This window comes from Mesorhizobium sp. M7A.F.Ca.CA.001.08.2.1, assembly GCF_003998455.1.
Taxonomy (GTDB): Bacteria; Pseudomonadota; Alphaproteobacteria; order Rhizobiales; family Rhizobiaceae; genus Mesorhizobium; species Mesorhizobium ciceri.
On the sequence record NZ_RZPW01000103.1, the window covers coordinates 1 to 11898 of the forward strand.

The window sequence follows — 11898 nt, forward strand, 5'->3', positions numbered from 1 at the left end:
GTGCGTGGCAGCCCGGAGATCTTCGTCATCGGCGACGCCGCTCATGTGCTGCGGCCAGACGGGCGGCCGGTTCCCGGCGTGGCGCCTTCCGCCAAGCAGGAGGGCCGACATGTTGCGGCTACCATCAAGGCCAGGCTCGGCGGCGACACGACCGCGCGTCCTTTCCACTACAGGCATGCCGGCGATCTGGCGACGATCGGCAAACGCGCCGCCGCCATCGATTTCGGCTGGATCAAGCTCACCGGCTGGCTCGCCTGGTGGCTGTGGGGAGTGGCCCACATCTATTTCCTGATCGGCTTTCGCAACCGGCTTGCTGTTTCGCTGAGCTGGCTATGGATCTACGCGACGGGGCAACGCAGCGCGCGGCTGATCACCCAGGGCGACGACGACAAGGGCTGATTTCTTCACCGGCACCGTTCATCCGCACGTCATCTGTTGCTGGTCGACTGACCTTCCGATGCACGCAACTTCTTGAATGGACTTGAGCCGATTTCGGCGCGAAGTTCGCTTCGGGGCAGGGCGTGTCACGTTGTCGATGAGGAGAAAACATGTCGCAACTGCTCCATCCCGTCTCCCGCCGCGATTTCCTCGCTGGCACCGCAGCTACAGGGGCGCTGATCGTGCTTCATCCCTTCTCCGCTCGCGCACAGGCCAACCAGGCGCATCTCCGGATCATGGAGACCACCGACATCCATGTGAACGTGCTGCCTTACGATTATTACGCCGACAAAGCGAACGACACGCTGGGCTTGTCGCGCACGGCCTCCCTGATCGACGCCGTGCGCAAGGAAGCGGTGAATTCGATGCTGATCGACAATGGCGACCTGCTGCAGGGCAATCCGATGGGCGACTACATCGCCTATGAGAAGGGCCTGAAGGACGGCGACCTGCATCCGATCATGAAGGGTATGAACCTGCTCGGCTACGAGTGCTCGACGCTGGGCAACCACGAGTTCAACTATGGCCTGTCGTTCCTGGACAAGGTGCTGGCCGGCGCCAATTTTCCCTTCGTCTGCGCCAACCTGATCCGCGGCACCGAGCTTGCCGCGAACCCGCGCGACGACAAGCTCTATCTCAAGCCCTATGTCATCCTCGACAAGAAGATCAAGGACGGTTCGGGCGCCGAGCAGCCGATCAGGATCGGCATCATCGGCTTCGTGCCGCCGCAGATCATGGTCTGGGATCTCAAGAACCTCGAAGGCAACGTCAAGACGCGCGACATCGTCGAGGCGGCCAAGGCCTGGGTGCCGCAGATGAAGGAGGCGGGCGCCGACATCGTCATTGCGCTGTCGCATTCCGGCATCGACGTGAAGCAGGGCGACATGATGGAGAACGCCTCGTTCTTCGTCGCCGGCGTCGACGGCATCGACGCGGTGTTCACCGGGCACCAGCATCTGGTGTTCCCCGGCAAGAAGGATTTCCAGTCGCTCGATGGTGTCGACACGCAAAAGGGCACGCTGCAGGGCAAACCCGCCGTCATGGGCGGTTTCTGGGGCTCGCATATGGGGCTGATCGACCTGATGCTGGAACGCGATGGGTCGGAATGGAAGGTCGTTTCCGCCACCTCCGAGGCGCGGCCGATCTTCGAACGCGTCGACAACAAGAACAAACCGACTGTCCCGGACGACAAGCGGATCATCGCGGCCCTTGAGCAGGACCACCAGGCAACACTGGCCTATGTGCGCCGCCCCGTTGGCAAGACCTCCGCGCCGCTCTATTCCTATTTCGCGCTGGTCGCCGACGATCCGTCGGTGCAGGTCGTCAGCCAGGCGCAGACCTGGTACCTCAGGGATATTCTGAAGAACACGCAATGGAAGGATGTGCCGCTGCTGTCGGCGGCCGCTCCGTTCAAGGCCGGCGGGCGCAACGGCGCCGACTACTATACCGACGTGCCCGCCGGCGATATCGCCATCAAGAACGTCGCCGACCTCTATCTCTATCCCAACACCGTGCGTGCGGTCGAAATCACCGGTGCGCAGGTCAAGGAATGGCTGGAAATGTCGGCCGGGATCTTCAACCGGATCGAGCCGGGGAAGGCCGACCAGGCCCTCATCAACACCGACTTCCCATCCTACAATTTCGACGTCATCGACGGCGTCACCTTTAAAATAGACCTGTCGCAGCCGCCGAAATACGATGCCAAGGGCGGGCTGGCTAACGCCGGCGTCAATCGCATCGTCGACCTGAGTTTCGATGGAAAACCAATTGACCCCAAACAGAAATTCGTCGTCGCGACCAACAACTACCGCGCCGGCGGCGGCGGCAATTTCCCCGACATCAACGCCTCGAAGATCATTTACGAAGCGCCGGACACCAATCGCGACGTCATCGTCCGCTACATCGTCAGCGAAGGTACAATCAACCCCTCCGCGGACGACAACTGGTCGTTCGCGCCGCTGCCTGGAACCAGCGCCGTGTTCGAAACCGGCGCCAAGGCCAAGGATTTCATTGCGCAGCTGAAATCGCTGAAGATCGAGCCGGCAGGCGAGGGCGAGGCAGGTTTCGCGAAATACCGCATCCTGCTTTGAAGGTGGTTCGGGTCGGCTCGAGTCCCGGCCTTATGGCGTGGATTGAGCCGGCTGGGTGAAACGTTCCTTGATGTCAGGCATGACGAGATCCAGCGCATCGGTGGAAATGCCGCCGGAATAACCGTTCGGCAGCTGCTTGATCAGTTCGGGATCGTCCAGCCCTTGCGAAAAGTCGCCGCCGGTGTACGGGCCGAGCAGATAGACGCGGCTTTCGACGCCTTGCATGCGATCGAGAAACCGGTTCGGCCAACCCCACATCCATTTCGCGATGTTGACGGGAATGAGCAAGGTACCTTTTCTGCAGGCATCTGGAACATAGCCGCTCCAGCCAAGCGCGGCATAGCGCAGAATGCATTGCGTCAGCGACGCGCGGCTCAGCGTATGCATGTCCGGCAGTGCTGCCTTGACTGCGGCAATCGGCTTGTCGCCGCCATAGACCGAGAGATAGAAGCGCTCGTTCGGCGATAGCATGGCAAGCCGTGCGGCCAGCTTTTCGCCTTCGCCCGGATCGTTGCTCTTGACGTTGATGTTGAAGCGGCGGGCCGGGAAGTGCGCCAGAACCTCATCCAGCGACGGCATCATGCCGATACCCTTGCCGCGAAACGGAAAGGTCTTGCCGCTATCCGCCGTATAGCCATAGCCGACATCGAGGGTCTTCAACTCGGCCATGGAATGGTTGCGTGTTTCTCCCTTGCCTTCCGTGCGGCAATCCAGCGTCCAGTCGTGGAAGACGGCGAAATTGCCGTCTGTCGTCGGGTGAACATCCAGTTCGAGCGCGTCAGCGCCCAGCGCGAAGGCGGCTTCCATCGAGGGGATCGTGTTTTCGAGGTAGGCATGGCGCGGCGGCAACATGCGACTGGCCGTGCACGTCTCACCCGTCATGCCTTCCCGTGCGTAGTCCTGGGCAAGGCCGCGATGGGCAAGCACTTCCGGCTTGCCGGCGGGGCGGCTCGACAACAGCGAGGTGTTGTTGAGCCAGATGCCCGCCGCGGCGACAACGATGATGCCGAAGAAGATCGTCCGTTTGCGCATCAAGTGATTTCCGATTCGTCCGTCCTGCGCGGCATCCTGCTTTGCGATCGGACTTTTTGACGGCGACCGGGCGGCGATATCGAGATCATCCTCGATATCGCCTGGTCGGCGGCAATGAAATCGAAGAACGCGTCGACTTACGCCTTGTAGACCACCTGGCGCACGTCGATGTAGCTGGCGCGGAATCCGGCCTCGCAATAGTGCAGGTAGAACTCCCAGAGCTTCTTGAAGCGGTCGTCGAAGCCGAGCGGGACGATCTTCTCCCATGACGCCCAGAACCGGTGGCGCCATTCGGCAAGCGTGCGCGCATAGTCATCCGGAAACACGCGCTCGCGCAGATGGGCAAGGCCATGATCCTTGCCCAGTGTCTTCAGGATCGACGGTGTCGGCAGCATGCCACCCGGGAAAACATAGCGCTGGATGAAATCCGGCCTTGCGCGATATGTGTCGTAGGCGGCTTCGTTGATGGTGATGATCTGCAGGCCGGCGGTGCCGCCGGGTCTCAGGCAAGCCTTCATCTTGCCGAAAAACACCGGCCAGTATTTCTCGCCGACCGCCTCGAACATCTCGATCGAGGCGATGCGGTCATAGGTGCCGGTTTCGTCGCGATAGTCCTGCAGCTTGATGTCGACCTTGTCGGCAAGGCCAGCCTTGGCGATGCGAGCCGTTGCAAAATCGTGCTGCTCGCGGCTGATCGTCAACCCGGTGACGCGGCAGCCGATCTCGCGCGCGGCGAATTCGGCGAAGCCACCCCAGCCACAGCCGATTTCCAGCACATGGTCCTTCGGGCCGATCCCTGTGTCTTTCGCCAGCGCGCGATATTTGGCGGCCTGGGCGCTTTCCAGGTCGTTGGCGCCGGTCGTGTAGAGCGCCGAGGAATAGGTCATGCTCGGATCGAGCCATTGCTTGTAAAAGGCGTTGCCGAGGTCGTAATGCGCCGAGATATTGCGCTTCGAACCGGTGCGGGTGTTCTGGTTGAACCAGTGGCGGATGCGCTGGACGGTGTTGATCAGCCAACTGGTGCCGCCCGCGATACGCTCGCCAATGACCGAATTGACCACGAATAGCTCCAGGAAGCTGGTCACATCAGGGCTTTCCCAATCGCCGTCCATGTAGGATTCGGCTACGCCGATCGTGCCGCCGGAAAAGGCGCGGCCGGGCAAGCGCCAATTCTTCAGCACCAGTTCGGCATCTGGGCCAGGTCCCTTGCCGCCGACGAGGACGGCGCGGCCGTCCGGCAGCCTCACCTTGAGCGAACCGCGCGGCAGGTTCATCGCCGCCGACAGCACCATGCGCGCTTTCGCCGGCAGACCTTTGACGATCTCGGCGAAATTGAACTCATCGAGCCTGACCGCGTCGCTCAATGCTGCGCCAAATAGTTCCTTTTGTGCCATCTCGTGCCCCCTGGATTTCCGCGGTGTCGGGGCAGATTGCCGAGCCACGGTTCTCTTGGATCATTCGCCAGCTTCGAACGCCGTTGCCGGTCCCGGGCGCTGACCGGCTCAGTGACGGGCGGGCTCGAATGAAACACGCGCTCTTTTACCAGAGCTTTAGCGCTTCCCAGTGAATCCCTGCGGCGATCTTCCACGTCATGCGGCGAAACTTCAAGAGGCAGGCCGCAAGCGGGGCTGTGCCACGCGGAATGCTTGCGCCAGCGAGAATCCGCTTTTTTGCACAGCAAAGGCCGAGCGCGCAAAAAACGCCTATGGTCGCAGAATTGCTCGTGCGATAGATCTAGCCATGCGTTATGTAATCGCCATTGCCGCCATCGCGTTTTTCCTGATCTGGGATGGCATGTACAATCAGGGCCGCTATCTCGACACAACAGTGAGAGAGCTTAGCCATGTTGTGCGATATGTTACCGGCAGAGCTTAACTCCAGTGGCGGCAGCCGCGACATCCTAGTCGATTGACGCCAACGTCCTGCCGTCACAAAAGACCCCAGCATTTTGATCGAGGAGGCGGGGTTGATCCGGCATATCGTTTTCTTCAGCGCACGGCGAAAAGAGGATGTCGAGGCTGTGCGCACCGGCTTGCTGGCGCTCGGCAACATTCCTCATTCCAGCCTGTTCGAGGTCACGCTCAACACCAAGGTGGATCCGCTGTCGGACGAGGTCGACGTGGTCGTCTATGCGGAATTCGCCGATGACGCCGCGCTGGCCGCCTACAAGGCGCACCCGCTCTATGCGCAGACCACCAGCAAGGTCAAACCGATGCGCGAACTGCGCTATTCCGCCGATGTCGTTGCTGGAAGCTGATCGAGGCTTTGTCCCAACTGGTGCCTTTTTCGACGTCCGGTGAACTGGCGGGGGCGAAATGGCCGGGATTGCGATCAAGTCTTGAACCGATTTGCGGAATGATGCACATCGCGGCTGCATGCCCCGAACCATCACTGGCACTCAGCCGCTCGATCACCTGGTGCTGCCAACGCAGAGCCTTGAGGTGGCGCGAGCCCGGCTCGCCGCGCTTGGCTTCGTCGTGGCCCCGACCGGCATCCATCCCTTCGGAACGGAAAACTGCTGTGTTTTCCTGGCCGACGGCACGTATCTCGAACCGCTGGCGGTCGGCGACGAGCAGGTGGCGGCAAAGGCTATCGCGGACGGCAATGTCTTCGTCACGCGTGATCGCGCCTATCGCGACAGCAACGGCGACGAGGGGTTTTCCGCCATTGTTCTAGGTACGGGCAATGCCGATGCCGACCATGCACGCTATGTCGATGCCGGCATCTCGGCGGGAGACATGCTGGGTTTTTCGCGCGCTTTCACCGACCCAGCCGGCAAGAGCGACATCGCATCGTTCAAGCTCGCTTTCGCGGCCGGAGCCGAAGCCACGGACGCCTTCCTGTTTGCCTGCGAGCGGGTCAACGCGCCTGATGTCGACCGCGCGGCTTTGCAGGCCCACGCCAACGGCGCGACCGGAATTGTCGAGATCTTGGCGGTCAGCGATGCGCCTGGAAAGCAGCATGAGTTGATTTCTGTCACGGTGGACAATCCGGCCGCCGAAAGGCAGGGCGGCATGTTTTCCCTGCCGAATGCAGATTTGAGCGTGCTTGACCGCGCGGCTTTCACCGCGCGCTTTGGCCTGCCGGCCGGCGCGCCGACAGATCTACGCTTCGCAGCGGTGGTCTTTTCGGTTCGGAACGCCGATGTGACATCGAGGCTGCTTGCGGCCAATTCCATCCAACACGATATAGCGGGCAATGATATTGTCGTGCAGCCTGCACCCGGACAGGGCGCGGCTTTCATCTTCCGGGAGACCAAATGAACAAGCCCGTCGCGCCCAATTCAGCGGTAATTGTCGGCAATGTCGTCTTCGACAACAAGGCGGCTCTGTCGCTGATCGCCGGCCCGTGCCAGTTCGAGTCGCGTCAGCACGCTTTCGACATGGCCGGCGCGCTGAAGGAACTGACCGGCAGGCTCGGAATAGGCCTCGTCTACAAGACCAGCTACGACAAGGCCAACCGCACCTCGCTGTCGGCGACGCGCGGCGCCGGCATGGACGCGGCACTTCCCGTCTTCGACGAACTGCGCAAGGAATTTTCGCTCCCGGTGCTGACCGATGTCCACACCGAGGAGCAGTGCGCCATCGTGGCGCCGCATGTCGATGTCCTGCAGATTCCGGCTTTCCTGTCGCGCCAGACCGACATGCTGGTCGCCGCGGCGAAAACCGGCAAGGTCATCAACGTGAAGAAGGGACAGTTCCTTGCCCCCTGGGACATGACGAACGTCGTCGCCAAGATCACCGGATCCGGCAATGCCAATGTGCTGACCACCGAGCGCGGTGCTTCTTTCGGCTACAACACGCTGGTCTCCGACATGCGCGCTTTGCCTGTCATGGCAGAGATCGGCGCGCCGGTGATCTTCGATGCGACCCATTCGGTGCAGCAGCCGGGCGGGCAGGGCGGTTCCTCGGGCGGTGAACGTCGTTTTGTCGAGACGCTGGCGCGCGCGGCCGTCGCTGTCGGCGTTGCCGGCGTCTTCATCGAGACCCATCAGGATCCTGACAACTCGACCTCTTCCGACGGCCCCAACATGCTGCCGTTGAAGGACATGCCCGCTTTACTCGAGCGGCTGATGGCATTCGACCGCATCGCCAAGGGTCTCTAGGCCGGAGATATCCTCTGTCGACCACCGATGCTTGTGGACGGCGCAAGCCGCCTGTACGCTCGACCGGCAAATGAGCGTTTTGGCAGGAGGAAGCCATGTCTGTCGCCCGCGTCACCGAAATCACATCGTCGTCGAAGAAGAGCTTTCAGGACGCCATCGAACAGGGAATTGCGCGCGCATCCAAAACGCTGAAGAACGTCGAGGCGCCTGGATCCAGGACCAGAAGATCGTCGTCCAGGACGGCAAGATTGTTGCTTATCGCGTCAACATGAAGGTTACCTTCATCCTCGCGGAGTGATCGGTCGACGCCGAAAAAGTCGGGAACCTTCGCCCGCGCCCCTCATTGTCCAATTATGGTTCGAAACCACAATGAGGAGCACAATCATGGCAACCCAGACTGGCCACACCCAAGCCATCGCCGCTTCGCGGGTCATCGGCACATCGGTCTACAACACCGAAGGCACAAGCATCGGCAGTATAGAGGATGTGATGCTCGACAAGATGACGAACGGGATCATGTTCGCGGTCATCGGTTTTGGCGGCTTCCTTGGCATCGGCGAGAAATATCACGCCATTCCCTGGGCAAGCCTCGACTATGATGAGGACAAGGGCGGTTATGTCGTGCCGTTTTCCAAGGAACAACTCATGGCGGCACCGGCCTATTCGATCAACGAACTGACCGGTGCCGATGGCGAGGCGGCGCGCGACGAATCCTACAATTATTACAAGGTAACGCCTTACTGGCATTAACAACAACGACAAAGCGGCCCCGTCGAGAGAGACGGGGCCGCTTTGGATTCCGGCTTATTCGCTGACGTGTAAGGGGGCCATCGCCTTCGGCGGCGACTGCTGATTGTCGCATGACGTCAGGAATGCCGCCGCGATTAGAAACAGACTCACGATACCGCTCAACTGAGACATGGCGAAACTCCTCCTGTTTCGCCCCGCGCGCTGCACCTTAACCGGAAGTCAGCCGACCGTACATGACTTATGATGACGGCGATTTGCGCTTCGTGAATCGTTCGGAGGCCGATGCCGCGGCAATAATTGCCAGCGGGCCGATTGCCTTTTGCAGCACTTTGGCTAAGACGTGCGGCATTCTTCAGATCAATCGAGGACATCGCAAATGACCGCCATCGTCGACATTGTCGGGCGTGAAATCCTGGACAGCCGTGGAAATCCGACCGTCGAGGTCGATGTCATTCTCGAAGACGGCTCGATGGGCCGCGCGGCGGTGCCGTCGGGTGCTTCGACCGGTGCCCACGAGGCCGTCGAACTGCGCGACGGCGGCGCCCGCTATCTCGGCAAAGGCGTGCTCAAAGCCGTCGAGGCGGTGAACGGCGAGCTGTTCGAGGCCATCGGCGGCATGGAAGCCGAAAACCAGATTCATATCGACCAGACCATGATCGAGCTCGACGGCACGCCCAACAAGAGCCGGCTTGGCGCCAACGCCATTCTCGGCGTTTCGCTGGCGGTGGCCAAGGCGGCCGCTGATGCCGCCGGCCTGCCGCTCTACCGTTATGTCGGAGGCACCAAGGCGCATCTCCTGCCGGTGCCGATGATGAACATCATCAATGGCGGCGCGCATGCCGACAACCCGATCGATTTCCAGGAATTCATGATCCTGCCGATCGGCGCGCCGACGCTGCGCGAAGGTGTCCGCTGGGGTTCGGAAATCTTCCATACGCTGCGCAAGAAACTGAAGGATGCCGGCCACAACACCAATGTCGGCGACGAGGGCGGCTTTGCCCCGAACCTGAAAAGCGCTCCGGTGGCGCTCGATTTCATCATGGAATCGATCGAGCAGGCCGGCTTCAAGCCGGGCGACGAGATCGCGCTCGGCCTCGATTGCGCCGCGACCGAGTTCTTCAAGGACGGCAACTACGTCTATGAAGGCGAGAAAAAGACGCGCGATCCCAAGGCCCAGGCCAAATACCTGGCCAAGCTTGCCGCCGACTATCCGATCATCTCGATCGAGGACGGTCTTGCCGAGGACGATTGGGAAGGCTGGAAGTACCTGACCGACCTGATCGGCAAGAAGACGCAGCTGGTTGGCGACGATTTGTTCGTCACCAACACGGCGCGGCTGCGCGACGGCATCCGCATGGGGGTTGCCAACTCGATCCTGGTTAAGGTCAACCAGATCGGCTCGCTTACGGAAACGCTCGACGCCGTCGAGACCGCGCACAAGGCCGGCTACACCGCCGTGATGTCGCACCGCTCGGGCGAAACCGAGGATTCGACCATTGCCGATCTCGCCGTCGCCACCAATTGCGGACAGATCAAGACCGGCTCGCTCTCGCGCTCGGACCGCATGGCCAAGTACAATCAGCTGATCCGCATCGAGGAAGAGCTCGGCAAGCAGGCAAGCTACGCCGGCAAGTCGGTGGTCAAGGGCTGATCCGGAAACACCGGCTCATCGATACCGGACAAAAGGGCCGGAGCATTCCCGCCCTTTTTCGTTTCGGCGCCGCCAAACAGGTCACCCGTAACCGTCCGTTAAGCACAATCGGGCGAGAAAGATCGTGAGCCGCCTGAGTTCGCGGGCTAGAGCCGGATGATCTCAGGTCTGTTCGACCTGAAATCTGAATCCGACTCTAAATCAAAGAGATAGAGCATGATGTCGTCCGAAAACCGCTTCACACTTTTCGGCATCATGCTCTAGAGGAATCGGGCGATGTGGACGCGTCAGCACAAGCAGAGAAACACCGGCCGGCTGATCATTCCCTCGCTTTGCGTGGCGTTCCTGGCCTATTTCGGCTTTCATGCCTATCACGGCGAATTCGGTATCTACTCGAAATATCAGCTGGAAGCCCAGACGGTTGCGCTGCAAGGCCAGCTCGATGCGATCAAGGCGCGCCGCATGGAGCTCGAGCGCCGCGTTCGGCTGATGCATGAAGGCACGCTCGAGAAGGACATGCTCGATGAGCAGGCGCGCAAGGCGCTCAATCTGTCCCAAGCTGACGAAATCACCATTATGTTGCCGGCCTCGGCGAAATAACTGATTTCAAGTTAATCACCAATATTTTCAATGATTTTAATCGCTTAGGCGCATGCCAGCTATGCAAATTCGGCATGGCGCAACGCTTTGACGCGTGTTAGCCTCCCTAAAATCGGTGGGGAGGAGCTGATCTCCCCAGAGCAGATTTCATCCTGCTCTAATGTCCACGAAGAGACGCCAACAGGGAGTGATGCATGGCCACCGCCGCCAGAAAAGCGCCTGCCAAATCCAAATCCGACGGCAAATCGGGGCTTTCGGCCCCCAAACCTGTCGAATTCACCAAGGACGAAGAGCTTGCCGCTTACCGGCACATGCTGCTCATCCGTCGTTTCGAGGAAAAGGCCGGCCAGCTCTACGGCATGGGTTTCATCGGCGGCTTCTGCCACCTCTATATCGGCCAGGAAGCGGTCGTCACCGGCATGAAGATGGCGCTGATCGACGGCGATCAGATGATCACCGCCTATCGCGACCACGGCCACATGCTGGCGATGGAGCTGTCGCCGCGCGGCGTCATGGCCGAGCTGACCGGGCGTCGCGGCGGCCTGTCACGGGGCAAGGGTGGCTCCATGCACATGTTCTCCAAGGAAAAGCACTTTTATGGCGGCCACGGCATCGTCGGCGCGCAGGTGTCGCTCGGCACGGGCTTGGCCTTCGCCAACCGCTACCGCGACAACAACAATGTCTCGCTGACCTATTTCGGCGACGGTGCGGCCAACCAGGGCCAGGTCTATGAAAGCTTCAACATGGCCTCGCTGTGGAAGCTGCCGGTGATCTACATCATCGAGAACAACCGGTATGCCATGGGCACCTCGGTGTCGCGCTCTTCGGCGGAAACCAATTTTTCGCACCGTGGCGCTTCGTTCAAGATTCCCGGCATCCAGGTCGACGGCATGGACGTGCGCGCTGTCAAGGCCGCCGGCGACCAGGCGACCGAATGGTGCCGCGCCGGCAACGGGCCGATCATTCTCGAAATGCAGACCTACCGCTACCGGGGGCACTCGATGTCCGATCCGGCGAAATACCGCTCGAAGGAAGAAGTGCAGAAGATGCGCTCCGACCATGACCCGATCGAACAGGTCAAGGCGCGGCTCATCGAGAAGAAGTGGGCAACCGAGGACGAGCTTAAGACCATCGACAAGGAGGTCCGCGACATCGTCGCTGACGCCGCCGAATTTGCCCAGAACGATGCAGAGCCGGATCCGTCCGAGCTCTGGACCGATATCGTATTGTAA

10 protein-coding genes and 2 pseudogenes are annotated in these 11898 nt (G+C 60.8%); 10 read left to right on the forward strand and 2 right to left on the reverse strand.

Annotated elements, in window-relative coordinates; translation table 11 throughout:
• Both EN914_RS09060 and EN914_RS09065 read left to right on the forward strand, forming a co-directional pair.
• Nucleotides 1-399 (forward strand): annotated as a pseudogene (locus EN914_RS09060) (NAD(P)/FAD-dependent oxidoreductase); the annotation flags it as partial.
• A 149-nt stretch (nt 400-548) separates the two neighbouring features.
• Nucleotides 549-2528, forward strand: a complete 1980-nt coding sequence (locus EN914_RS09065; protein ID WP_127389052.1) for a bifunctional 2',3'-cyclic-nucleotide 2'-phosphodiesterase/3'-nucleotidase — start codon at nt 549-551, stop codon at nt 2526-2528.
• Nucleotides 2529-2558: 30 nt separating this feature from the next.
• Here EN914_RS09065 and EN914_RS09070 read toward each other — a convergent pair whose 3' ends face one another.
• Both EN914_RS09070 and EN914_RS09075 read right to left on the reverse strand, forming a co-directional pair.
• The gene (locus tag EN914_RS09070; RefSeq protein WP_024505092.1) at nt 2559-3560 is read right to left on the reverse strand and encodes a glycerophosphodiester phosphodiesterase family protein; all 1002 of its coding nucleotides are present in this window, start codon (nt 3558-3560) and stop codon (nt 2559-2561) included.
• Nucleotides 3561-3697: 137 nt separating this feature from the next.
• Nucleotides 3698-4954 carry a cyclopropane-fatty-acyl-phospholipid synthase family protein gene (locus EN914_RS09075; RefSeq protein ID WP_013531472.1) on the reverse strand — a complete coding sequence of 419 codons (1257 nt, stop codon included), beginning with the start codon at nt 4952-4954 and terminating at the stop codon, nt 3698-3700.
• 572 nt (nt 4955-5526) lie between these two features.
• Here EN914_RS09075 and EN914_RS09080 point away from each other — a divergent pair.
• From EN914_RS09080 to pdhA, 8 genes and pseudogenes are all read left to right on the forward strand, one after another.
• Nucleotides 5527-5817, forward strand: coding sequence for a Dabb family protein (locus EN914_RS09080; protein WP_013531473.1), 291 nt, complete (start codon nt 5527-5529; stop codon nt 5815-5817).
• A gap of 118 nt (nt 5818-5935) precedes the next feature.
• Nucleotides 5936-6823: a VOC family protein gene (locus tag EN914_RS09085; protein WP_127389053.1), complete on the forward strand. Its 888-nt coding sequence runs from the start codon at nt 5936-5938 to the stop codon at nt 6821-6823.
• Entirely contained in the window at nt 6820-7665 is an 846-nt protein-coding gene (gene kdsA, locus EN914_RS09090) for a 3-deoxy-8-phosphooctulonate synthase (RefSeq protein ID WP_024505094.1), read from the forward strand. The genes EN914_RS09085 and kdsA overlap by 4 nt, the downstream gene beginning before the upstream one ends.
• Nucleotides 7666-7760: 95 nt before the next feature.
• Nucleotides 7761-7963, forward strand: a pseudogene (locus EN914_RS09095) (dodecin family protein).
• Nucleotides 7964-8049: 86 nt separating this feature from the next.
• Nucleotides 8050-8415: a PRC-barrel domain-containing protein gene (locus EN914_RS09100; RefSeq protein ID WP_024505095.1), complete on the forward strand. Its 366-nt coding sequence runs from the start codon at nt 8050-8052 to the stop codon at nt 8413-8415.
• Nucleotides 8416-8791: 376 nt separating this feature from the next.
• Entirely contained in the window at nt 8792-10066 is a 1275-nt protein-coding gene (eno, locus tag EN914_RS09110) for a phosphopyruvate hydratase (protein WP_013531479.1), read from the forward strand.
• A 276-nt stretch (nt 10067-10342) separates the two neighbouring features.
• On the forward strand, nt 10343-10666 hold the full coding sequence (locus EN914_RS09115) for a septum formation initiator family protein (RefSeq protein ID WP_013531480.1): 324 nt from the start codon (nt 10343-10345) through the stop codon (nt 10664-10666).
• Nucleotides 10667-10860: 194 nt separating this feature from the next.
• A complete protein-coding gene (gene pdhA, locus EN914_RS09120; protein WP_013531481.1) occupies nt 10861-11898 on the forward strand; it encodes a pyruvate dehydrogenase (acetyl-transferring) E1 component subunit alpha in 1038 nt (345 codons plus the stop codon).